This window comes from Paraburkholderia sp. J8-2 (genome assembly GCF_905220195.1).
In the GTDB taxonomy this organism is placed as follows: domain Bacteria; phylum Pseudomonadota; class Gammaproteobacteria; order Burkholderiales; family Burkholderiaceae; genus Paraburkholderia.
Genome location: NZ_CAJMZA010000007.1, coordinates 133,298 through 156,017, shown reverse-complemented (window position 1 = coordinate 156,017; position 22,720 = coordinate 133,298). Strand labels below are relative to the sequence as shown.

The window sequence follows — 22,720 nt, the reverse complement described above, 5'->3', positions numbered from 1 at the left end:
ACGTTGGTCTTGTGACGAAACTATAGGGAAGCCGCCTGGATCGCACTACGGGCCGCAAGCAGGAAGCTGTTCCCCATAAACCGGTTAAGTGGTGTCTGCGGCTTAGTTGGCCTGAGCCATCTGCTGGTGCGGGGCATCCCATCCGCCTCCCAGCGAGCGGAACGTTCGTACTGCCGCGCGGGCAGCGTCCGCTTTCGTTGCGTCGAGATCGTCGCGTGCGTCGAGAAGTTGCCGGTCGGCGTCGAGCACATCGGTCAGCGTGATCGAGCCCGCGCGATACGCTTTCTCCGAAAGGTCGCGCGCCTTCGTCAATGCATCGACTTCCTGTTGAATTTCCTGCGCGCGAATCTCCGTTTGCGAGAGCGTCATCAAGGCGTCTTCGACGTCTTCGGTCGCTTTGAGCGCGGCCTCGCGATACTGCGCCAGGGCTTGCGCGTACGCTCCGCGCGCATTCTTGACTTCTGCGTCCACCTTGCCGAAATCGAACAGACGCCATTGCAGCGCGCCGGTCCCGACCGGTTGGAACGACTTCGCGCTCAGGAAGTGGCTGGCCGAGATGCTGTCGAATCCCAATGCGCCAGAGAGCGAAATCTTCGGGTAGTAATCGGCGATTGCGACGCCGATGGCTTCGTTCGACGCCGCCAGATGGCGCTCCGCGGCGATGATGTCAGGTCGACGCCGCAGAACGTCCACGGGCTGATCCGCGCTGCCAATGGCAGGCACGTCGGGAATGGCACCAGGGTTCGTGGCGAGTTCCGCCGCATAGGTCCCAGGCTGCGCGCCCATCAGCACATCGAGCCGGTTCAATTGCGCTTCGAGTGCCACGCGCAAGGTCGGCACGGTGGCACGTGCGCCACGCAGCAACGCTTCAGCCTGAGCGACTTCGCGTTCGTCGGACGCACCGGCCTGTTTGCGCGCTTTCACGAGTTCCAGCAGGCGCGCGTCGGTATCCACCTGATCCTGGGTAACGGCCAGCTCCGCCTGCAGCCCTCTGATTTGCAGGTAGGCGTCGGCCCCGTCGGCGGCAACCGTCACGCGCGTTCCGAGTTGCGCGGCTTCGGCGGCCTGCGCTTCGTCGGTGGCTGCCGCGTGCGCGCGCCGCAGTCCACCGGCGAGGTCGATTTCCCAGCTGGCCGTTGCGCCCGCGATGTACTCCTTCTGATCGCGGCTGTAGTTGGGGAATGCGCTCGCGAGGGCGCCAAGCGGGCTCTGCACGCTCTGGTGTAACGCCGTGTACGACGCGTTGGCATCCACCGTCGGCAGCAGCTGGGCACCCGCTGCCTGGGCCGCGGCGCGCGACTGGACGACGCGCGCCATCGCGGCCTGAATATCGAGGTTTTGATCGAGCGCCCGTTGCACCACCTTGACCAGTTCGGGGTCATTGAACCCGGTCCACCAGCTATCGAGGCTCGGGGCCGGCAACGTCGTTTGCCGGTCGGCCACGATCTTCGCGTTGTGAAACGGCGCCATCTCCGTAGTGGGCGCAACATAGTTCGGCCCGACAGCACAGCCCGCAAGAAACGCGCTGACGATCAGACTACCCACGAGCGCTTTCGAAGTCCTGGATACGAAGCCGTTCATTTCACTTCTCCACTGCGAAGTTGCCGCAAGGCAGCCGTGCCTTTCATGCCGAGCTTGCGAACGAAGGCGTAAAACGCCGGGGTGAAGGCGAGCCCGAAGATCGTCACGCCGAGCATGCCGAAGAACACCGTTGTGCCGAGCGATTGCCGCATTTCCGAGCCTGCGCCGCTGGCAATGGCGAGCGGCGCCACGCCCGCGATAAAGGCAAACGACGTCATCAGGATCGGGCGCAGCCGCACATGGGCCGCATGGGTGGCGGCGTCCTCGGCATCGACCCCGTCTTCCTCCTGGCGCTGTCTCGCGAACTCGACGATGAGGATGGCGTTCTTGGCGGCCAGTCCAACGAGCACCACGAAGCCAATCTGCGCAAGAATGTCGATGGGCATGCCTCGCATGTTCAGACCGATGGCCGCTGCGAGCAGACACATCGGCACGATCAGGACGATCGCAAGCGGCGTTTTCCAGCTTTCATATTGCGCGGCGAGCACGAGGAAGACGAACAGCGCCGACGCCGCGAAGATCACGAGCGGCGACATGGTCTGCTCTTTTTGCTGGTGGGCGAGATCGGTCCACTCGTACGTGATGCCGTTGGGCAGGACCTGTCCGGCGAGTTGTTCCATGTGTTCGATGGCTTCGCCCGACGAGAATCCGGGCGCGGCAGCCCCCATGATTTCCGCTGCGGGGTACATGTTGTAGCGCGGCACGCGATACGGCTGGGTGGTGTTCCTGAAGGTCGCCACACTGCTGATCGGCACCATGTCTCCCATCGCGTTGCGCACCTTGAGTCTGCCGATGTCGTCAGGTGTCCTCCGGAACGCTTCATCGCCCTGAACCCGCACTTGATACGTACGTCCCATGAAGTTGAAGTCGTTCACGTACTGCGAACCTAAGTAAAGGTCCATCGTGGAAAACACATCCGTGGGGGTAAGGCCGAGCTTTTCTGCCTTGAGGCGATCGATGTCGGCGTAGACAGACGGTGCGCCCGCGTTGTAAAGCGTGAACACGCCGCCGAACACCTTGTCCTTGTTGGCTGCGGCCACGAGGGCGTGCGCGGCGTCGGCGAGCGCCTGCGGCCCCAGTCCGCCACGGTCTTCCAGCATCAGCTTGAAGCCGCCCGCCGCGCCCAGCCCCTGCACGGGCGGCGGATTGACCACGACGACCACCGCGTCCTTGACACCCGCGACGCGCTTGCGCAGTTCGATCAGTGTCGACGCGGCATTCACGCCGGGAACATGCTTGCCGTACAGCGAAGGCAATCCGTAGAACAGCGTGCCCACGTTGGGCGCGATCGTGCCCGTCGTGACGTCGAAGCCCGACACGGGCGACGTGTGAGTGACGCCCTTGAGTCCCGGCGTTTCGAGCACGATGTCGTTGATCTCGCGGATCACCTTGTCGGTGCGGTCGAGACTCGCGCCCGGAGGCAGGAACGCGATCACAGCCTGATAGCCGATGTCCTGCTCGGGAATGAAGCCGGTGGGCATTCTCGACATCTGCAAGGCCGTCGCGCCAATCAGACCGGCATAGACGATCAGCATGACGGTGGTTGCGCGAACGAAGCGGCTCGTCATCTTTCCGTACCGCGACGACAGCCAGTCGAACGAGCGATTGAACCGGCCAAACACCGCATGATGGAGGCGGCTCAGCACCGTCGAGCCGCCGTGCGGCTTCTCCATCTCGTGCGGCTTGAGCAACACCGCGCACAGGGCAGGGCTCAGCGTCAGCGAGACGAAGCACGAGATGACGGTGGAGGCGGCGATGGTGATCGCGAACTGCTTGAAGAACAGCCCCGAGATGCCGGACATCAACGCAGTGGGCCCGAACACCGCACACAGCGTGAGTGCAATGGCGATGATCGCTGTCGAGACCTCGTCCATCGTTCGATGGGCGGCTTCTTTCGGCGACATGCCGAGCGCCATGTTGCGTTCGACGTTCTCGACCACCACGATGGCGTCGTCCACGACAATCCCAACCGCGAGCACCAGTCCGAACAGCGAAAGGTTGTTGATCGACGCGCCGAACAACGAAAGGACGGTGAACGTGCCGACCAGCGAAACCGGGATCGCGACAACGGGGATGATCGTGGCGCGCCAGTTCTGCAGGAACAGATACACCACACCGACTACCAGCAAAATGGCGATGCCGATGGTTTTAGCTACCTCGTGAATCGACTGGGAAACGAAAGTAGTCGGGTCGTAGATCTTGATGTAGTCGACGCCGGGCGGAAAGCGCTTTTTCAGCTCGGCCATTTTGGCCCACACGTCATGCTCGACCTGCACGACGTTCGCGTCGGGCGTGGCGATGACGAACCACGGCGTGGCGGCGTACCGGTCGGCATACGCCTTGGAACCATAGTCCACGGAGCCGAGTTCGACACGGCCGATATCGCGAATGCGTGTGACGCGTCCCTGTGCATCGGACTTGACGACGACGTCGCCGAACTGCTCGGGGGTCGAGAGACGGCCGAGCGCGTCGATGTTGATCTGATACGCGCCCGTCCCGTTGTTCGACACCGGAGGCTGATTGAGCACCCCGGCGGAAACGGCGGCGTTCTGCGCGCGAAGTGCGGCGAGTATCTCGCTGGCGCTGATGTTGTACGAAGCGGCTTTGTCCGGATCGATCCAGATTCGCATCGCGTACTGCCGCTCGCCGAACAGCTGAAAGTCCGACACGCCCGGCAAGCGCGCGATCTGATCGCGTACCTTGAGCATGTAGTTCGACAGGTATTCGGGACTGCGGGAACCGTCGGGCGAATAGACGTGCACGCCAAGCAGCAGCGCCTGGATGGTCTTCTTCACCTGGACTCCCTGCAACTGCACTTCCACAGGCAGGCGCGACAGCGTGTCTTCCACACGGCTGCGTGTGAGCAAGAGGGCTGTGTTCGGGTCCGTGCCGACCTTGAAGATCACCGTGATCGTCAACTGACCGTTGCTGGTCGATTGGCTCGAAATGTAATCCATGTTCTCGACGCCATTGACGGACTGCTCGAGCGGCGTCGCGACGGTGCGCGCAATGGTGTCGGCTGACGCACCCGGATACGAGGTCGTGATCTGAATGGTCGTGGGCACGATGTTCGGATACTGGGCCACGGGCAGCTTCACCATGGTCGCCAGTCCAATGAGTACAGCGAATATGTTGAGCACCGCGGCAAAGCGCGGGTGCTCAATAAAGAAGTGAGTCAGTTTCATGATTTTGCTCCTTCGTCGCCGTGCTCTGCCGAGAACCGGATCGATCCTGCGTGCGGGGAAATCTTCGAGCCGGGGTGGACCGCGGGAATGCCGTCGATCACGATCCGGTCGGTCGGCGCAAGCCCGGACCGGATGACGCGCAGACCGCCTCGCAGGTCGCCGACCTCCACCTTTCTGGGCGTGGCCACGTTGTCTTCTCCCACGACGTACACCATGTGGTCCGTTTGATCCTCGAGCACGGCGGCATCGGGAACGAGCAGCGCCGGTTGCGGCGCAGTCGTCGCGAGGCGCAGGCGGGCGAAGCCGCCGGGCGTCAATGAGAGGTCGCCATTCGGGATCGTTGCGCGCGCATGGATCGTGCCGCTCGCCCGATCGAGCGTGTTGTCGATAAAGTTGAGTGTGCCCGTACGCGTGTACCCGCTGTCGCCTGTCGGCGAAAGCGTCACGGTGTCGGCCAGGGGGCCGCTCTGGTTTTCGCGTGAGCGCTGGAAGGCGGCGTAGTCGCTTTCGCTGATATCGAAATCGAGGTAGATCGGGTCCAGCGAAACGATGGTCGCAAGCAGCGTTGTCGGGCCCGTGCCGGCGCGGCTGCCGGATACCAGATTGCCCGTCGACACGAGGTGCGTGCCGATGCGGCCGGTGAACGGCGCCGTAATCTTGCAGCGGTCGAGGTCGAACCTTGCGTCGCGACCGAGCGCGTTCGCGTTGTCGACGGCCGCCTGTGCCGCGCGCTGCTCGGCGACTTTCTGGTCGACGTTCTCGGCCGTTCCCGCTTCCGAACGCTGCAGTTCCTGCGCTCGGGCCAGTTCCCGCGTGGCGAGTGCCAACCGGGCGTTTGCGGATTCGAGTTCGGCCATCGCTTCGCTCAACTTGATCTGATAGGGCTCCGGGTCGATTTCGAAAAGCAGATCGCCTTGATGGACGATGTCGCCGTCCTTGAAGTTGATCCGCGTGAGCGTGCCGCCAACCTGGGCACGCAATTCAACGCGATTGACCGCTGAAAACTGGCCGAGAAACCCGAGCCGGCCCTCGATATTTCGCTGGAGTGGCGCGCTGATGCTCACTGATGGAGGAGGCGAAGCGGCAACGGACGCGGCACTTGACCCGTGCATATGAAACGCCGTGGCCGCGGCGGCGACGATCACGACGGTGGCAACACCTTTACCGACCCATCGAACGGAGCCGGACGTCGCCGAGCGCCGTGGAGTCGTAATCTCCACCTCGGTCTGATCAATTCGGTTATTCATGGCATTCCTAAGTGTTTGAACAGGCTGCACGACGAACAGAGGTGTCGCAGTTTGCCCGTCGGATGATCAATGTTTGCTATCTGGTATGACGATAGCGGGGTGATCCGGAGTGAGGCAGCGATCCGGGGTGACTTCCCCGGAACAACTGCCAGCTAAGTTTCGTGACGCAACTATAGGGAACGCCGTTGCGTCACGCTACGGGCCGAAACCGGGAAGCTATTCCCCAGAATCTGGTTAAGTTGCATGACGAAACTTCAGCTACGATGCGTTTCATCATGTACAGAAAACGCTTCGATGGAATGGACTGCTCGATCGCTCGCGCCCTCGACGAGGTTGGCGAGTGGTGGACGCTTTTGATCGTTCGGGAGTGCACGCAAGGCAGCAGGCGCTTCGACGAATTCCAGAGCGGGCTCGGCATCGCCCGTAATGTCTTGACGGCACGGCTCGAACGTCTGATCGAACTGGATATTCTTGAGCGGTTCCCGGTCGCGGAACGGGCAAACACGTTTGGCTACCGCTTGACCTCGAAAGGGGCGGACCTGTACCCGGTGCTGGTCGCGCTCATGCAATGGGGGGACAAGTGGCTTGCGCCGAATGGAAAGCCGCGGATCGCATTGGTAGAGCATGCGAGCGGGAACCCCGTCGAGGCGGTGGAGGTTCGCGCAACGACCGGGCAGGCGCTCACGTATCGAGACGTTCGGTTCGCTGCCGGTCCAGGCGCGACGCAAACAACGCGCGAGTTGATCGACGAGCGCAATGACCGGGTACTCGGCGATCAACCGGGCGAGTGATGAGTTTTGAGGGCGGTCGTCCCTGGCCCAGCTTAGCGCCGCTTTTGCTTGCCGAATCTGGACATCGATTCCCTGAGCCTGGGCGCCGCGAAGTCGATGAAATGGCGCAGTTTTACGGCCATGAGGTTTCTGGACACATGAACCAGATGCACAGGCACAGGCTCAACTTCGAACTGAGGCAGGAGTATCTCGAGCTGCCCGTTTCGAAGCGCTTCATCGGCATCGTGCTCGAATACGAAGGTGATGCCCACGTTGTCCACGGCGGCGCTCACTGCGGCGTCGGGTGAAGTCACCTCGAGCCGAGGCTTCACTTCGAGCAGATAGACCTTGTGGGTGGCGGGAAGGCGAAAGCGCCACGGCGAAAGATACGGGCTGTTGAAGACGATGCACGAATACTGCACGAGATCATCGGGCTCGCGCGGCAGCGTGTGTTGGCCGAGGAAGGCCGGACTTGCGCAGACGACCGGCCGCAGTGAACCTATGCGCGTCGCGATCATGCTGCTATCGGCGAGTTCGCCGATGCGCACTGCGAGGTCGGCGTGTGAATCGATGAGGTCGATGTTTCGATCGGAAAGCAGGAGCCGAACGGTGATGTCCGGATACTGAGCGAGGAACTGATTGATGACGGGCAAGACATGCAGGCGGCCCAACTGCACGGGTGCAGTCACGACCAGTTCCCCTTTTGCTGTCGCAAACTCGCCCGTGGCTTCGCGCTCCTGTTCACGCACGAGGTCGAGGATGCGTCGCGCCGCTGCGACGTATGCGATGCCCGCGTCGGTCAAGGTCAGCTTTCGCGTGGTTCGTATCAGCAAGCGGGTTCCCAGCATCTCCTCGAGATCGGCAACTTTACGAGTGAGTGTGCTGACTGGAATCTTCAGTTCGCGAGCTGCTGCCGACAGGCTGCCCCTGTCCACTGCGCCCAGCAACATTTCCATGGCTTCTAGTCGGTCCAACGCGTTCGCCCACGTGGAATCAGGTCGCCCAATTGTATGGGAAGTTCAGGCCGGCGTGGCGGCTTGTTCAGTCCATAGCGTGACTTTACGAAAACATCTGTTCAAGGAGAGCCCGATGTATGCACAGGCGATTGCACAATGCGTGCAAGCAGTCAGAACCATGGAAACCTACCTCGACAAAGCGGAGCGCTTCGCGAATGCGAGAAAGTTCGATGTTGCCGTTCTGTTATCGACACGTCTCGCTCCCGACATGGGAGGATTGCTCTATCAGATACAAAGCGCCTGCGACTATTTGAAGGGTGGGGCCGCCTGGCTTTCAGGGCAGCAGCCACCGCGACATGAAGACAATGAGCAAACGCTTGACGAAGCGCGTGCGCGCATCCGCAAGACAATTGAGTTCGCTGAAAGCGTGCCGGCAGACCGGTACGACGACGCAGCCGCACAAGTCGTAAAGGTATCATGGGTGCCGGGGAAGCTGACGGGAGAAAACTATCTGCTGCAGATCGTGATTCCGAATGTGTACTTCCATGTCGCCATGGCATACGCGATCTTGCGCACGAATGGGGTCGAGGTTGGCAAATTGGACTTCATTGGTCCGGTGAATGCGTTCGACGCCTGATTGGCGGGGCGCTTTTGCGCGACAAGAGCAGAAAAAAAGCTCCGGTTGGCGTTTCACCAACCGGAGCGAGTGCGAGAAGCGACGTTGTTGTGGCCGGCAGCGTTACTGCAGATTGCCGGCTACGGCGATGGTCTGGCCGGTGATGTAGTTCGATTCGGGCGAGCAGAACAGGTACACGCCGCCCGCTGCCTCCTCGGGCTTGCCGCCACGGCCGAGCGGATTGCGCTGGGCATGCGCCTTGAAGAAGTCCGCATTCAGGCCCACGCGGATATCGCGGCCTTCGATCTGCACGGTTTCGGCGGCTTCGGTGCTGACCGTCATGCGCGTGTGGATGAGACCGAACGCCACGCAGTTCACGTTGACGTTGAAGCGGCCCCACTCGCGTGCGAGCGCGCGCGTCATGCCGATCACACCGGCCTTCGCGGACGAGTAGTTCATCTGGCCGGCGTTGCCGTTGAGCGCGGACGTGGACGAGATATTCACGATCTTGCGATAGACTTCGCGGCCTTGCGCGACGTCCGCCTGATGCAAGGCCTTGATATGCGGATAGGCGGCGCGCAGGATACGAAATGGCGCGGTCATGTGGCAATCGAGGATCGCGTACCACTGCTCGTCGCTCATCTTCTGGATCACGTCGTCCCACGTGTAGCCGGCGTTGTTGACGATGATGTCGATGCCCTTGTACGTGCTCATCGCCGTGTTGACGATGCGCTCGCCGAAGTCCGGCGCGCTCACGTTGCCGACGCACGCCACCGCCTCGGCGCCCATTTTCCTGAGCGTTTCGACCGTTTCTTGCGCCGGATCGGCGTCGAGGTCGTTGATGACGAGGCGCGCGCCTTCGCTCGCCAGCTTCTCTGCAATTGCGCGGCCGATGCCACGCCCCGATCCGGTGACGAGCGCCACCTTGCCGTCAAGCTTTCCCATCTTGCTGTCTCCTGTGAGTCGATGCGAATTACAAGGCGACCACGGCGTCGCCGACGACGCGCGGTTCACCATACTGATTGGATGTCTGGATTTCGAGCCGCACGCGCTTCTCGCCATCCACCTCGAACTTCTCGACCACGCGCCCGGTGCAGGTGATTTGATGTCCGAGATGCGTGATGCCGACGAATCGCACACCGAAATGACGCAGCTGCCGCTGATCGACCCACTGCGTGAGCAACCGGCCGAGCCACGCCATCGAGAGCATGCCGTGCGCGAACACATCGGGCATGCCGGCGCGGCGTGCGTAGTCGATATCGATATGCACGGCGTTGTGATCGCCCGACGCGCCCGCGAAGAGTGCGAGCGTCGTGCGGTTCACGGGCGGCAGCGTCAGCGGCGGGAGCGTGTCGCCGGCCTTGATGTCGTCGAAACGAATACTGTTCATGGTGTTCTCCCGTTCAGCCGTTGCGTTGCACGAGCACGCTGCGCAGATCCGCCACGTGTTCGCCGTGCTGGTTGGTCACGCGCGTTTCGCGCACGACGAACTCCAGCGCGCCGCCTTTCTTGTCGTAGATGTCCGCGATGTGGCACTGAAAGCGCAGCACGTCGCCGGCGTACGCCTGGCGGTGATAGGTGAAGGACTCCTCGCCATGCAGGATGCGCGCCATTTCGATGCCGACTTCTTCGCGCCATCCGGTGTTCGGCTGCTCGAGTTCCAGCGAGAACAGGAAAGTGGGCGGAAGCGGCAGGGCGGGATGACCCGCGTCGCGTGCCGCGGACTCGTCGAAGTAAACCGGATTGGTCTCGCCAGTCGCTTTCGCGAAAAAGCGCAGCTGTCCGGCTTCGGCCGTCACGCTGAACTCGGGCATCGTCTTGCCAATGAATTGCTTGTCGATCATGTCGATCGCTCCTCCCGTGCCTGGCAGATCAAGCCGACTTGTAGACCGTGACGACGCACGCGCCGCCAAGACCCACGTTGTGTGCGAGCGCAACCTTCGCGCCTTCCACCTGGCGCTGATCGGCGCGGCCGCGCAGTTGCTGCGTCAGTTCATAGCATTGCGCAAGGCCGGTCGCGCCGAGCGGGTGGCCCTTGGAGAGCAGGCCGCCCGACGGATTGACGACCCATTCGCCGCCATAGGTGTTGTCGCCGTCGTTGACGAGCTTCTCGGCTTCGCCTTCCGGGCACAGGCCCAGCGCTTCGTACGTGATCAGCTCGTTCTGCGCGAAGCAGTCGTGCAGCTCGATAACGTCCACGTCCTTGGGCCCGATGCCTGCCTGCTCATAGACTTGTTGCGCCGCGAGGCGCGTCATGTCGAAGCCGACGACGCGGATCATGTCGCGAGCGTCGTAGGTGCTAGGCAGGTCGGTCGTGAGCGATTGCGCCGCGATCATGACGTCGGTGCGCAAGCCGCGCTTCTTTGCGAATTCTTCCGACACGACGATCGCCGCTGCGGCGCCGCAGGTCGGCGGGCAGGCCATCAAACGTGTGAGCACGCCTTCCCACAGCATGGGGGCGGCCATGACGTCTTCGGTCGAGACGATGTTGCGGAACACGGCGAGCTGATTGCGCGCGGCGTGCTGGCTTGCCTTCGCGCGAATCTTCGCGAACGTTTCGAGCTTGGTGCCGTACTTCTTCATATGCGCGTGGCCCGCGCCGGCGAACTGGCGGATCGCGCTCGGCAGGTCGGGGCGGTCGACCAGTTCGTCGACGAGGTTCAGTGCACGCTCGAGCGCGCGCTCACGATCGTCCCAATGTCCTTTGAGCGCCCCCGGCTGCATGAATTCGAAGCCAACCGCGAGCGCGCAGTCGACCGCGCCGCTCTGCACGGCTTGCCGGGCGAGAAAAAGCGCCGACGATCCGGTGGCGCAGTTGTTGTTCACATTGATGACCGGGATGCCGGACATGCCGACGTGATACAACGCCTTCTGTCCGCAGGTCGAATCGCCGTACACGTAGCCGGCATATGCCTGCTGCACGTCGCGATATTCGAGGCCCGCGTCCGCGAGCGCCTGACGCGTGGCGATGGCGCCCATCGTGTCGTACGTTTCGCTCGTACCGGGCTTCTTGAACGGGATCATGCCGACACCGGCAACATAGACATTTCGGCTCATGGAGCGACTCCTTCGGAATAACAGGTTAGGGTTAAGACTTGCGCGCGACGAAGTCGCATATGGCTATACAGTTCGCCATCCTTATCAAATATCATTCGACCGATCTGCAAGGCGGTGTCGCAAGACCATGAGCGACGCCGCTGCGGGCGGCTAAATCAGCGAATGCGGGCGATATGCGCGTCAGGCTCGGCGCGGTACAGGGCTTCGACGAGATGCGCCCGGCGCGAGCGCGTGACGGCCTGATTGACGTATCCCTTGTCGGCGATCTCGTTGGCGTCCATCGAAGGGGGCTCGTCCATCAGCATCAAGCGCTCGACGCTCAGGCTGGCTGCTCCGGTGCGGGTCTTGCCAAGCCGTTTGCGAAGTTCGGAAACGAGCACGGGATGCCGGACGAGCGCGGCGGCGTCGAGGCCGGCGAGTTCCGGAAATGCGCGCTGACACGCACCGACGTTGGGCCACGCAAGCGCCGCGAGAAAGTCGTGATCGTGGCCGCAGATCACGGCGTCGCTGAGGAGTGGCGCGCATTGCTCCAGCAGCGCGAGGCGCACGGCGCCGGTGCGCACCCATGTGCCGTTGGTGAGCTTGAAGTCCTCGACCACACGGCCTGCGAACATCATGCCGGCGGCCGGATTGTCCGGATCGACGAGCCGCACCGCGTCGCCGAGGCGGAAAAAGCCTTCTTCGTCGAACGCCTGCGCGCTCAGTTCCGGATTCCTGATATAGCCGCCGAAGATGTGCGCGCCGCGCATGCGGAATTCGAAGCGTCCGTCGCCGCCTTCCAGCGGGCAGAGCTTCACTTCGGCGCCGGGCACGGGGGTGCCGATGTTGCCGACTTGTTCGGTCGGCCAGCTGCAATAGGTGCCCATGCCGGTGGTTTCGGTCGCGGCGAGCCCCGAGCAAAACATGATGCGTGTACCGATCGTCTGCTCGGCAACGCGCTGGATGCGCTGCCAGACATCCACGGGCAGGCTCGCGCCGCCGTAGCCAAAGCATTGCGCGTTCGAGAACACGCTGCGCGCCAGCTCCGGATCGCGCTCCAGCTCATTCGCGAGGACCGCCCATGCGGAAGGCACGCTCGTGAAGATCGTCGGCGAGACTTCACGCAGGTTGCGCACGGTGCGCTCGATGAGACCCGGCAGCGGGCGTCCGTCGTCGATGTAATGGGTTGCGCCGAATTCGACCGAGCGGCCGAGGTTCAGCACGCCGCCAAGGGCATGATGCCAGGGGAGCCAGTCGAGGAACACGGGCTGCGCATCGTGCAGCCACGCGAGATTGTCCGCATAGTAGGAGGCGACTGCCCGGAAGTTGCGATAGGTCAGCGCCACGCCTTTGGGCACGCCCGTCGAGCCGGATGTGAACAGCACCCGCACGGTGTCGTCGAGCCGGATCGCGGCGTGCGCCGCCGCGACCGCGGCACGGCGCGCCGGCGTAAGCGACGTGGCCGCGAGGGCGCTCCACGCAAGCTGGTCGCCGCGCGGTTCTTCGACGGTAATGACGGGTGCTTCAATGTCCTTGATCAGGTCCAGTGCACGCTCGAACACGCTCGCTGACTGTACGAAAATCGCGGCAGGCGGCACGAGCTCGACGACCCCCTTGAGCCTCGCAAAGTCCTTGCTGAGCATGGCGTAAGCGGGGCAGACCGGTGCAGTGGGTACGCGCACGTATTCGGCGGCGAGCAGCAACACGGCCTGCTCGAGGGAGTTGCCCGAAAGCAGCATGAGCGGCCGGTCCGGGCCCAGCCCCAGGTCGAGCAATGCGGCCGCAACGCACTGGACCTGCTCCCACAGTTGCCGCCATGTCATCGCGCGCCACGCGCCGTCTTCGCCGCGCTGGCAGAAGGCCGCCGTGTCGCCGCGCTGCTGCGCCCATTGCGCAATGAAATCGGCAAAGCTCGTCTGGCTGATAGCGGGCGGCGGGTTCGCGGAGCGCAGAATCAGCGTGCCGTCAACGCGGCGCTCGACCAGCGTTCGCCGTTGAGGAAATCGGGCGGCGCGCCAGGGGGGCGCCGCGTGTTGTGGGTCGATGACGTGGGTCACTACGCCTGTCTCCTTGACATCCAGACGCGGCATGTCGTGCTCCGCGCCTTGTTCTGTGGGCTCTACGGCTTCTAGGATAGACGGCGGCTCAAGGGGGCGAGCCCACCCTAAAGTGGTGGTGTTCGCCGGCGGGTTGCGCGGTGAAACGCCGTCCGGCGTGGCGGCGTTGCGGCATCGGGACGATACGAGGGGAGCCGATTCGCTCCGGCGCGCTCGATAACGAGGTTGGGAAGACCCGCGAAGACAGACCGTCTGAGCCATTTCCGGCTGCGCCGAAGCGCGTGCAGGCGGGAATCACACCGGGCGCCTGGTCATGAATACGCGCTTCAGGCCATTTTCCTCGGCCCGGTAGACGGTCGGCGAGAACGGCGGGTCTTGAATGCGGATGCATCGAGGTGTTTTGCGGGGCGGTGATCGGGTATCAGAAGGATTGCAAACGATCGGCCCTGATCCAGAGGATTCGCCCGGTAAGCATACAGGCCCGGTGGTGACGGCGGCTACCGGTCACGCTCGACTATGCAGGAATCCGCCTGTGCTAGCCTCCTTGGTGCCCGTTGGATACAGGGCCTGCACGGCACACGATTTTTCCGGTAACCATCGCTTGGAGGAAAGCCTTCATGAAACGTCAGGGCCAGTGTTTCGCCTTTCTCACGCTTGCGGGTCTCGCGCTCGTCGGTGCAAAGGTTGCCTTCGGGCAAGACTCGCATTACGACGCGCTCGCCAACGCACCGTTCGACAAAGACTATCCGACCGCCGCCACGTCGCGCAGCATGCAAGAGGAACTGATCTTCCAGCGCGCCACACAGGCCTACCTGTGGGGGCTGCCCGCCATCAACATGTGGGCGATGAAGGAAGGCTCGGAGAAAATATTCGGTGCGGGCTATAACGTGCTGCCGGTGTGGAAGGAGCGCATCAAGGCCTCGACGCAGGTCACGACGCCGAACTCGGACGTCGTATACGCGATGGGCTATCTCGACCTGCACAAGGACGGACCGCTCGTGGTCGAGGTGCCGCCCGGCGTGCAAGGCATGTTCGACGACTTCTTCCAGCGTCCTCTCGTCGGCCCGACGATCGGCGGCCAGACCTGGACGGGCGACGTTGGCTTTGCCGGCCCTGACAAGGGCAAGGGCGGCACCTATGTGCTGCTGCCACCCGACTACAAAGGCGAGCCAAAGAACGTGCCGAAGGATGCGTTCATCTACCGCTCGCGGACGTATAACGTGTTCCTGTTCTGGCGCGCCTTCTTTAGCGATCCAAAGGATCTATCAAAACCGAATGCCGAGATCGCTGCTACGCATATCTATCCGCTCGGGCACAAGGAAACGGCAAAGCCGATGCAGTTTCCGAATGCCAACGAGAAGCCCGCCAACCTGCTGTTTGCGCACGATGCCAGCTACTTCGACATGATGTCGCGCTTCATCGACAGCGAATATGTCGACCCCGCCGATCTCGACATGCGTGGCTTCCTGCATACGATCGGCATCGACAAGGGTAAGCCCTTCGAGCCTTCGGCCGAGATGCGCGCGCTGCTCGACAAAGCCGCTGCAACCGGCTTCAAGATGAGCAAGGTGGTCATCACGGACATGATCGCGCGCGAGCCAGGCGGCAAATACTATCCGGATCGTCAGTGGATCAACGTCTTCGCCGGCGAGAACACGGCTTTCCAGTCAAGCGAGACGTTCACCAATCTCGAACAGCGCTCCGGGTACTTTACGAGCGCCTATTCGGCGAGCCCGGGCATGGTGAAGAATCTCGTGGGAGCGGGCGCCAAGTACCCCGTCACGTTCCGTGACAAGGATGGCCATTTCCTCGACGGCGGCCAGTCGTACACGTTGCACTTGCCGCCGCATATTCCGGCGAAGAACTTCTGGTCCGCGACGGTCTACGACGCCACGACGGCCTCGGGTCTCGACAACGGCCAGCCGTTCCCATCGCTGAACCAGATGGACAGGCCGGTGCAGAACGCCGATGGATCGACCGATCTCTACTTCGGTCCCACGGCGCCCCCGGGCAAGGAGAAAAACTGGCTGCGCACGGTGCCAGGCAAGGGTTACTTCGTGATCTTCCGCCTATATTCGCCGGAACAGGCGTTCTTCGACCAAACGTGGAAGCCAGGCGACCTTGAAAAGAGCAGCTAAGGTTGTCGGGTGGGCGTCGAGGCACGACGCCGCTCGGACATCGGCAAGCTCTCGTCACATGGTTCCGCTGCCGCTGCCCGTTCCGCCCGTGCCGGAAGAAGGGGCGGACGTTGCGGTAAGCGGATGGGCGAGGCCCGCCGCGGACAACAGCGATACGGCGGCCGGATCGGGCATGCCATTGGCATCGATCGCTCCCGCCGCCGCTAGCGCGACCAGATCGCTGTCGACGCCTGGCTGGCCAACCGTGAAGGATGTCGTGAGAAACGCCGGTACCGCCAGCGTGAGCGCGTAGTGCTGCTGCAGATTCGTGACGACTGCGGATTGCGCCGCCTGCACGTCGGCCTGGCTAGCCAGCGCTTGCTGGTACTGCGAGTTGGTCGGGAAGCCCGCTATCAAGCCATTCTCGTTCGTGCCGAGTTGCGAAGCCATGTAGACAACCATCAGCTCGGTCTCCGGCGTCGTATTGAAGGTCCCACCAGCAAATGCCAGCGAGTGCAGGCTCACGCCGCCGGAGGTCACGGTGAGGATGCAGGGCGGCGTGGCATTGAACGCGATCGTGTAGTGCCCGCCACCGTCGGATAGGGCGGACGCCGAACCCTGCACACAACTGACGTTGAGCGTCGCGCTGGCGAGCGCCGAACCGGTGGCGGCCGTGCCGGAGAGGGTGAGGTTGGGTGTCACGGTTGTGCCGCCGCAACTGCCGAGACCGATGCAGGCGTTCCCGCCGCAAGCGGCAAGCGTTGCGAGGGAAGTCACGCAAATCGCAGCGAACGCCGGACGAACGAAACACGCGTGGTGAACGTTCATGATGGTTCGAGGCCCGCGTCAACCGCGCTCCGGATGGCGCAGTCGCGAATGATGGCGGCCATAAGACATGTAGATCAGCATGCCGATCAGCAGCCAGACGATCAGCCGTACCCAGGTGACGAGCGGAAGTCCCACCATCAGCAACAGGCAAAACGCGATCCCGAGAATGGGGACAATGGGCACGCCGGGCGCGCGGAAGGGGCGGTTCGCGTCGGAGTCGCTGCGCCGCAGATAGATGACGGCGCCGCACACGAGCACGAACGCAAACAGCGTCCCGATGCTGACCATTTCGCCGAGTACGCCGATGGGCGTGAGGGCCGCCACGATGGCGACGACTATGCCGATCATGATCTGGCTTCGATGCGGCGTGTGCAAGCGCGGATGGACGGTGGAGAACAGATGGGGCAGCAGCTTGTCCTCCGACATCGTGAAGAAGATACGGCTCTGCCCATAGAGCAGCACGAGTATCACGGTGGTCAGCCCCGTTAGCGCGCCGATCTTGATGAGCACCGAGAACCAGGTGAAACCAATGGCGTCCACCCCTTTGGCAATCGGATCGGGGACGTTCAGTTGTGCGTATGGAACGAGTCCGGTAAGCACGGCGGCCACGAGGATATAGAGCAGGGTGCAGATAACGAGCGACCCGAGAATACCGATCGGCATGTCGCGCTGCGGCCGTTTCGCTTCCTGCGCAGCGGTCGATACCGCGTCGAAGCCGATGAACGCGAAGAACACCACCGCAGAGCCGCGCAGAATGCCGCTCGCCCCGAAGCTGCCGAATGTGCCGGTGTTGGGCGGCACGAAGGGATGCCAGTTGGCGGAATGCACGAAGAACGCGCCGATGGCGATGAAGGCCACGACGACCGTCAGCTTGACTGCCACCATGATGTTGTTGATACGTGCAGACTCCCGCGTGCCGAGCACCAGCATCGTGGTGAGGATCGCGATGATCAACACTGCGGGGAGATTGATCGTGCCGGTGGCAGTGGTGCCGTCAGCAAGCTGGACGGCGGTGCCTGGAGCGGCAGCGAGCGTTGGCGGGATAGTGATGCCGACGTTATGCAACAGACTGACGATATACCCGGACCACCCGACCGCGACCGTTGCGGCACCCATGGCGTACTCGAGAATCAGGTCCCAGCCGATGATCCACGCAAACACTTCGCCAAGCGTCGCATAGGTATACGTGTACGTGCTGCCGCATACGGGGAGCATGGCGGCCAGCTCGGAGTAGCAAAGGCCCACGAACGCACACGCAATTCCGCCCAGCACAAACGACAGAATGATGCCCGGTCCAGCAAATTGCGCCGCCGCGGTGCCCGTGAGGACAAAAATACCGGCGCCGATAATGGCGCCGATGCCCATCGCCGTGATGCTGGGCGCCCCAAGGGTCTTCGAGAGCGCGCGGCCGCCTTCGGCATCGGCGCTTCCCACTATGTCGGCGACGGACTTGCGCGCCATGTAGCTCGTGTCAGCCATGATAGGTTGTCCCATTCAAATGCGACTGGAAACGACTCGATACGGCTTGCGTTACTTCTTTAGAATAGACACAGGCGCGTGCTCGCGAGGGCTAAGTTTTCAATTTGCCGAACGACGACTGGCGTGCGTGGACAGAGATGTTTCGGAACACTTCAAGTTCAGCCGGATGGCGGCTGGGAGAAGATGGATGCAAGACGACAAACCGTCGCCACAGGGCGCGACGTACGCGAAAGGGCTCCGGATCGGCGGGACTGGATGGTTCGGGCGAATGGTGGCCGTCGTCGTGAGCGCAATCGTGCTCGTGGTGGCCGCAATGTTGTCGCTGGTGCTGCTTGCCGTGCTGTTCGCGGTGGGCGTGGTCGTGGCCGGCTATCTGTGGTGGAGAATACGCGCGCTGCGCCGGCAGGCGCGCGAGTTCGGCGACGATGGCCGCACCATCGACGTGGAGGTCGTACACAAGGACTCGCGCGGCGACGATGGCCGCACGATCGACGTGAAGGTCGTTCACAAGGACTCGCACGGCGACGATATCGCGAAACGCTGACCTTCGATGCTCGCGCAAGCACGTTGAGCGCACGCGCGAGCGTATATCAGCAGTCCGAATAATAGTTGCGCAGAAAAGTTTTCGGCCAGGTGCTACTGCACCGTGATGGTGGCCTTCATATACGGGTGAATGCCGCAGAACACCTTGTATACCCCCGGCTTGTCGAACTTGAACTGATACGTATCGTTCTGGTCGAGCGCCGCCGAGTGAAATACGCCCGCGTCGTTGACGACCGTATGCGGTTCGCCATCCATGTTTTTCCAGGTAACGGTCGTGCCCGCCTTGACCGTGATGGCCATGGGCGAAAACATGAAATTCTTGATGACGATCTCATTGGGCTCCTGCGCGTGAGCAGCAGGCATGCCAAGGGACGTCCCCGCCATGAGCATGCCGAGTCCGTAGAAGAGGGCGAACGCGCGACGATAGTGAAGGGAGAACATGGCTCGGATCCTTGTTGAATGAGCGATAAGCAAAGTCACGCGAGGGACATGTCGGACAGCGTCGCCGCGAGGGGATGGCGCGAAATCCGGATGCTGGTGACGCCAAGCATCTTCGGCAACTGGTCGCTTGCCACCTTGAGCGGCCCGGGTCCGGGGCCATCGCCGGCAGTCGGTTGCGGATACGCGGTCGAGCGTGCCGTGTGGAACGTGATATTGCCCTCCACCTTCGAAACGATCTGATGAATATGACCGTTGAGCACGGTCACCGAGCCAAAGCGCTTCAGATAATCCATCGCCTGGCCCGCATCGCCGGTACCCCAGCCCCACGGTTCATAGATCGTCCACATAGGCATGTGAGTAAAGACGACGATCGGCGTGCTGGACGTGCGGCCCTTCAGGTCGTTTTCCAGCCATGCGAGCTGGTCCTCGCCCAGATTTCCGAGCCCGTTCGGCTTGAAATGCATCACGTTGACGAGCGCGATGAAGTGCACGCCGCTGTGGTCGAAGCTGTAATAGCCCCGGTTGTCCGATGCCTTGCCGAAACGCTTGAAGTATTCGCCTTGCGGTCCGTCTGTCACATCGTGCTCGCCAGGCGTGGTGTGCAATTCCGTGATGGTGAGACCCGACAGCAATTGCGCCGCCAGATCGAATTCCGCGGGCTTCGAGAGATGGGTGATATCGCCCGTGTGAATGGCCAACGCCGGTTTGACCGGCATGGCGTTGACGTAGTCGATCGTCTGCTTCAGCGTAGCCGCGACATCGGGATTCGCCTCCTTGTTAAAACCAATATGCGAGTCGCTGATCTGCAGAAAGAGCGGCACGCCGGAATCCGCGGCGTTTTCTTTGGTACTGGCTGCCAGCGATAGCTCCACGGGTGTGAGGACGCCTCCGGCCAGAACAAACACGGTGCCCATGCCACCGAAGGCGAGGCACTTCAGGGCGTTGCGGCGTGACGGTTGGGAAGGAAGATCTGACGACATGATGTCCTCTCGACTGGGTTCAGGAAGTCGACCGCCAGTGCGATCTGGTGCGATCGGGAGCGCCTCCCGGGCGGGCTTCACGTGCAATACCGCAAACGCTGCTGTTTTATTCCCGGTTGTCGCACGGGAATAACCGGCGTGGGTGTGCGGTAGTGCAGGCGTGCGAAACGAGATGGCGGAAACGAAAATGGACATCATCGAGATGAGCCGTCGCCGCGCCGGCGAAATGAGAATCAAGCTGCAAGTCGTTCTACGTCGAATGCAACTCGCGTCGGGCCTCGTGATGCTGACTTACCTTTTTCTGCATCTGGTCAATCACGCGCTCGGCATCTGGTCGCTCGAGCTGGCTGGACGCGGTCTCGTGCTCGCGCTGCGGCTTTGGCGCAGCTCGCCCGGAACGCTCGCGCTGTATGGCGCCGCATCGGTGCATTTCGTGTTGGCGTTGCGCACGATCTACGGGCGGCGTCACTGGGCGCTGCCGCCCGCGGAATGGATCCGTCTGTGGGCAGGGCTCAGCTTGCCGCTCCTGCTGATCCGCCATGCCGTGACGACACGGCTTGCATCTTCGCTCTATGGTTTCGAGCCCAACTACGAGCGTGTCATCGTCGTGCTGCTCACGAGCGGCACGCAGGGGCTGCAACTCGCGCTGCTGGCGCCTGGCTGGATACACGGATGCCTCGGGCTATGGTTCCGGCTGCGCCACCATGCGTGGGCGCGTCGCATGCGGCTGGCGCTGCTGACACTCTTTGTCCTGCTGCCGCTGCTTTCCGCTGCGGGCTTCATCCACATGATGCGGGTCGTCGAGGGCAAACGCCACCTGCTTCCGCCCGTCGATGCCGCGCTCGTCGTTCATCAAGCCGCCCTCAACGGCGTGCGTCACGATCTCGTCACGCTGTATCTCGCGCTGATTGCCAGTACGCTGCTCCTGGGCCAGGTGCGCAATGCGCTCGAGCGACGAAGGCTGCGGAGATTCACGGCCAACGCCTGTTTGCTGGCGCGCGGTCCGTCGCGCGAACAGGACGTTCGGGAATGACTTTCGATGGCGAATTTGTTCCGCCAGGACGGCGAAATATTTATATTCAGCGCACGCGCGCTGGGGAGAAGATACGCGTTCCAGACGTTGTCGAGAGCGGGTGGCGCTTCGCCAACGAGTCGCGAGAATCCGGGAGGAGACATGTCCGCAGTGTGTGCGATCCACAGTGACTCGCGTTCCGGGACGCTGAGTTCGGTCGCTGAGCGATATAAAGGCAGGACGGTGCGCCTGTGTTCAGGCGGCCCGTTGATGACGGTGAACCAGGTCGTGCCGACGGCCTATGGGCCGCAGCTTTCTTGTGCGTGGTTCGATCCGCCCGGGTCGACGAAGCTGGTCAGGGCCGTGTTCAGCACCGAAGCGGTTCTGTTCGCCTCGGCGTAGTTGGGAACTCATCCGCCATAGATGATTGCGTTGCGCATCGACTGGCGCGACATCGCGCCGCCCAGGCCTCGCGAATTGGTGCCAAAATAGGCGCACAACCCGATACGAGGCGGCGCCGCACCGAATGTGCGGGACGATCCGCCCCTCTTTGCTGAGCCAGGCCTGCGCATCGAAGGCGCCCGGTTACGCTTGAGAACAGGACGCCGAATCCCATTTAGCTTTTGTGAACCAGCGCATTCGTCCCCCCTTGCCGCCTGAATGGCCTTTTCCGCCGTATCGCGACGTCTCCGGCCGCGCGTTCGGCGATCTCGTCGCGCTTCAATATCGCGGCGCTGGCGTGTGGCTGTGGCGGTGCCGATGCGGCGCGCACGTCACGGCTGCGCTCGAGGCGGTGGAGAGCGGCCAGACGCGGGACTGCGGCTGCCGTGAGCAGCGCCGCGTGTGGCGCTCCCGGCCGGGCTCGCCTGCGCTGAAGGGCGGCGAGGTGTTCGGCCAGCTGACGACCGACCGGTACGCCGGCGACGGTATGTGGGTGTGCCGCTGCGACTGCGGCAACGAGGTGACAGTCAGCGCGGGGCGCCTGCGCCTCGGCCAGGCGCGATCGTGCGGCCGCTGTTTTGGCGGAATGTCTGCTTAATGTAAGGAAAGACGCGGCGTGGGGTCGAACGCCGCCTTGAGAAACGCCGCGACTTCGGCAGGAGATTGCTGCTGGGCTTGCGGGTCGCCGCCCAACATGACGCCCCGCGTCAGGCAACGTTTCGATTCGGCCACGGCCGAGGAACCGGAGAGCGTCTGGCCGTCGCGGATCATGGTCAGCGTTCGGGTGTCGAGGTCGTAGGAGCCGTGGCAATCGCGTGCGCTGGTTGCAAGCGGCAATGCATGCAGGCGCGTCGGCCGGTCGAAACCATGATACGCATCCGGAAACGTTTGAACCGTGACCTGTGCGCCTTCCGCTCGCAACGTCTGGGCGTAGGCCATGCAGGCGGGCGCCGGCGTGTAGTTGTCCTTGCCGCCGAGCAGCAACATGACGGGCGCGCCGTCCAGATGCGCCGAGCTGTAAGCGATGCCGCACGACGGATAAAAAGCGACATGGGCGGCAAAGCGCAGATTGCCGTCTATTGCGGCCTGGCGGAAAGGCTCCAGCGTCGAATAGAGTGCTGCCACGCCTCCACGCGAAAATCCCATGACGGCGATCTTCTCTTTGTCGATTCGAGGATCCGTGGCTAACAGGCGCAAGGCGGCATAGGCGTCTGCAATGTCGGCGCTCATGGAAAGCTGCGACTGGTCTTTTTCAGTATTCCTGATACCGCGGCCTGTGAAACTGTCCACGACGAAGCTGGCGTAACCCAGTGCGTTCATGCGTTGTGCCCAGATCCGCTCACCGGGATTTACGCCGCTGCTTCCATGCAGAATGATCACAGCGGGTACGGCGCGCGGCGCGTTGTCCGGCATGCTCAGATCCCCCGTAAT

At 62.7% G+C, this 22,720-nt stretch carries 21 protein-coding genes; 7 read left to right on the top strand and 14 right to left on the bottom strand.

Annotated features, from left to right (window positions below; genetic code table 11):
- Positions 1-102 precede the first annotated feature (102 nt).
- From U5A52_RS18220 to U5A52_RS18210, 3 genes are read right to left on the bottom strand one after another with little or no spacing between them, the layout of a single operon-like run.
- Positions 103-1,581, bottom strand: a complete 1,479-nt coding sequence (locus tag U5A52_RS18220) for an efflux transporter outer membrane subunit (RefSeq protein WP_321935699.1) — start codon at positions 1,579-1,581, stop codon at positions 103-105.
- Positions 1,578-4,766: an efflux RND transporter permease subunit gene (locus U5A52_RS18215; protein WP_321935698.1), complete on the bottom strand. Its 3,189-nt coding sequence runs from the start codon at positions 4,764-4,766 to the stop codon at positions 1,578-1,580. Before U5A52_RS18215 ends, U5A52_RS18220 begins: the two co-directional genes overlap by 4 nt.
- Positions 4,763-6,013, bottom strand: coding sequence for an efflux RND transporter periplasmic adaptor subunit (locus U5A52_RS18210; RefSeq protein WP_321935697.1), 1,251 nt, complete (start codon positions 6,011-6,013; stop codon positions 4,763-4,765). Before U5A52_RS18210 ends, U5A52_RS18215 begins: the two co-directional genes overlap by 4 nt.
- Positions 6,014-6,288: 275 nt before the next feature.
- Here U5A52_RS18210 and U5A52_RS18205 point away from each other — a divergent pair, with 275 nt between their 5' ends.
- Entirely contained in the window at positions 6,289-6,804 is a 516-nt protein-coding gene (locus U5A52_RS18205) for a helix-turn-helix domain-containing protein (protein WP_321910864.1), read from the top strand.
- A gap of 32 nt (positions 6,805-6,836) precedes the next feature.
- Here U5A52_RS18205 and U5A52_RS18200 read toward each other — a convergent pair whose 3' ends face one another.
- Positions 6,837-7,739: a LysR family transcriptional regulator gene (locus tag U5A52_RS18200; RefSeq protein WP_321935696.1), complete on the bottom strand. Its 903-nt coding sequence runs from the start codon at positions 7,737-7,739 to the stop codon at positions 6,837-6,839.
- Positions 7,740-7,872: 133 nt separating this feature from the next.
- On the opposite strand from U5A52_RS18200, the gene U5A52_RS18195 reads away from it, so the two are divergent.
- Positions 7,873-8,376 carry a DUF1993 domain-containing protein gene (locus U5A52_RS18195; RefSeq protein ID WP_321910658.1) on the top strand — a complete coding sequence of 168 codons (504 nt, stop codon included), beginning with the start codon at positions 7,873-7,875 and terminating at the stop codon, positions 8,374-8,376.
- Positions 8,377-8,478: 102 nt separating this feature from the next.
- Here the strand turns inward: U5A52_RS18195 and U5A52_RS18190 are convergent, their stop codons facing one another.
- The 5 genes from U5A52_RS18190 to U5A52_RS18170 form a co-directional block, all read right to left on the bottom strand.
- On the bottom strand, positions 8,479-9,300 hold the full coding sequence (locus U5A52_RS18190) for an SDR family NAD(P)-dependent oxidoreductase (RefSeq protein ID WP_321910660.1): 822 nt from the start codon (positions 9,298-9,300) through the stop codon (positions 8,479-8,481).
- Positions 9,301-9,328: 28 nt separating this feature from the next.
- Complete coding sequence (locus U5A52_RS18185; RefSeq protein ID WP_321935695.1) at positions 9,329-9,745, bottom strand: MaoC family dehydratase; 417 nt, start codon at positions 9,743-9,745, stop codon at positions 9,329-9,331.
- Between the two features lie 13 nt (positions 9,746-9,758).
- Positions 9,759-10,199: a MaoC family dehydratase N-terminal domain-containing protein gene (locus U5A52_RS18180; RefSeq protein WP_321935694.1), complete on the bottom strand. Its 441-nt coding sequence runs from the start codon at positions 10,197-10,199 to the stop codon at positions 9,759-9,761.
- Between the two features lie 28 nt (positions 10,200-10,227).
- Entirely contained in the window at positions 10,228-11,412 is a 1,185-nt protein-coding gene (locus U5A52_RS18175) for a lipid-transfer protein (protein WP_321935693.1), read from the bottom strand.
- A 155-nt stretch (positions 11,413-11,567) separates the two neighbouring features.
- Positions 11,568-13,481, bottom strand: a complete 1,914-nt coding sequence (locus U5A52_RS18170) for a feruloyl-CoA synthase (RefSeq protein ID WP_321935692.1) — start codon at positions 13,479-13,481, stop codon at positions 11,568-11,570.
- A gap of 584 nt (positions 13,482-14,065) precedes the next feature.
- Between U5A52_RS18170 and U5A52_RS18165 the strand changes: the two genes are divergently transcribed.
- Positions 14,066-15,586 (top strand): DUF1254 domain-containing protein, encoded by a 1,521-nt coding sequence (locus tag U5A52_RS18165; protein ID WP_321935691.1) that lies wholly within the window; start codon positions 14,066-14,068, stop codon positions 15,584-15,586.
- Between the two features lie 54 nt (positions 15,587-15,640).
- Here U5A52_RS18165 and U5A52_RS18160 read toward each other — a convergent pair whose 3' ends face one another.
- Both U5A52_RS18160 and U5A52_RS18155 read right to left on the bottom strand, forming a co-directional pair.
- Positions 15,641-16,393, bottom strand: coding sequence for a hypothetical protein (locus tag U5A52_RS18160; protein ID WP_321935690.1), 753 nt, complete (start codon positions 16,391-16,393; stop codon positions 15,641-15,643).
- 18 nt (positions 16,394-16,411) lie between these two features.
- Positions 16,412-17,872: an amino acid permease gene (locus U5A52_RS18155; RefSeq protein ID WP_321935689.1), complete on the bottom strand. Its 1,461-nt coding sequence runs from the start codon at positions 17,870-17,872 to the stop codon at positions 16,412-16,414.
- Positions 17,873-18,059: 187 nt separating this feature from the next.
- Between U5A52_RS18155 and U5A52_RS18150 the strand changes: the two genes are divergently transcribed.
- Positions 18,060-18,416 carry a hypothetical protein gene (locus U5A52_RS18150; RefSeq protein ID WP_321935688.1) on the top strand — a complete coding sequence of 119 codons (357 nt, stop codon included), beginning with the start codon at positions 18,060-18,062 and terminating at the stop codon, positions 18,414-18,416.
- Between the two features lie 92 nt (positions 18,417-18,508).
- Here the strand turns inward: U5A52_RS18150 and U5A52_RS18145 are convergent, their stop codons facing one another.
- Together U5A52_RS18145 and U5A52_RS18140 are read right to left on the bottom strand one after the other, a co-directional pair.
- The gene (locus tag U5A52_RS18145) at positions 18,509-18,805 is read right to left on the bottom strand and encodes a cupredoxin family copper-binding protein (protein WP_321910865.1); all 297 of its coding nucleotides are present in this window, start codon (positions 18,803-18,805) and stop codon (positions 18,509-18,511) included.
- 86 nt (positions 18,806-18,891) lie between these two features.
- Positions 18,892-19,836, bottom strand: coding sequence for a metallophosphoesterase family protein (locus tag U5A52_RS18140; protein ID WP_321910867.1), 945 nt, complete (start codon positions 19,834-19,836; stop codon positions 18,892-18,894).
- 187 nt (positions 19,837-20,023) lie between these two features.
- On the opposite strand from U5A52_RS18140, the gene U5A52_RS18135 reads away from it, so the two are divergent.
- The 3 genes from U5A52_RS18135 to U5A52_RS18125 all read left to right on the top strand — a co-directional run bounded on the left by U5A52_RS18135 (position 20,024) and on the right by U5A52_RS18125 (position 21,887).
- Complete coding sequence (locus U5A52_RS18135) at positions 20,024-20,869, top strand: hypothetical protein (protein WP_415774020.1); 846 nt, start codon at positions 20,024-20,026, stop codon at positions 20,867-20,869.
- A 6-nt stretch (positions 20,870-20,875) separates the two neighbouring features.
- Entirely contained in the window at positions 20,876-21,250 is a 375-nt protein-coding gene (locus U5A52_RS18130) for a DUF2158 domain-containing protein (RefSeq protein ID WP_321935687.1), read from the top strand.
- A gap of 223 nt (positions 21,251-21,473) precedes the next feature.
- Positions 21,474-21,887: a hypothetical protein gene (locus U5A52_RS18125; protein WP_321910673.1), complete on the top strand. Its 414-nt coding sequence runs from the start codon at positions 21,474-21,476 to the stop codon at positions 21,885-21,887.
- On the opposite strand, the gene U5A52_RS18120 is transcribed toward U5A52_RS18125, so the two are convergent.
- Positions 21,884-22,702: a dienelactone hydrolase family protein gene (locus U5A52_RS18120; protein ID WP_321935686.1), complete on the bottom strand. Its 819-nt coding sequence runs from the start codon at positions 22,700-22,702 to the stop codon at positions 21,884-21,886. The two genes, U5A52_RS18125 and U5A52_RS18120, sit on opposite strands and share 4 nt — an antisense overlap.
- Between the last annotated feature and the right edge of the window lie 18 nt (positions 22,703-22,720).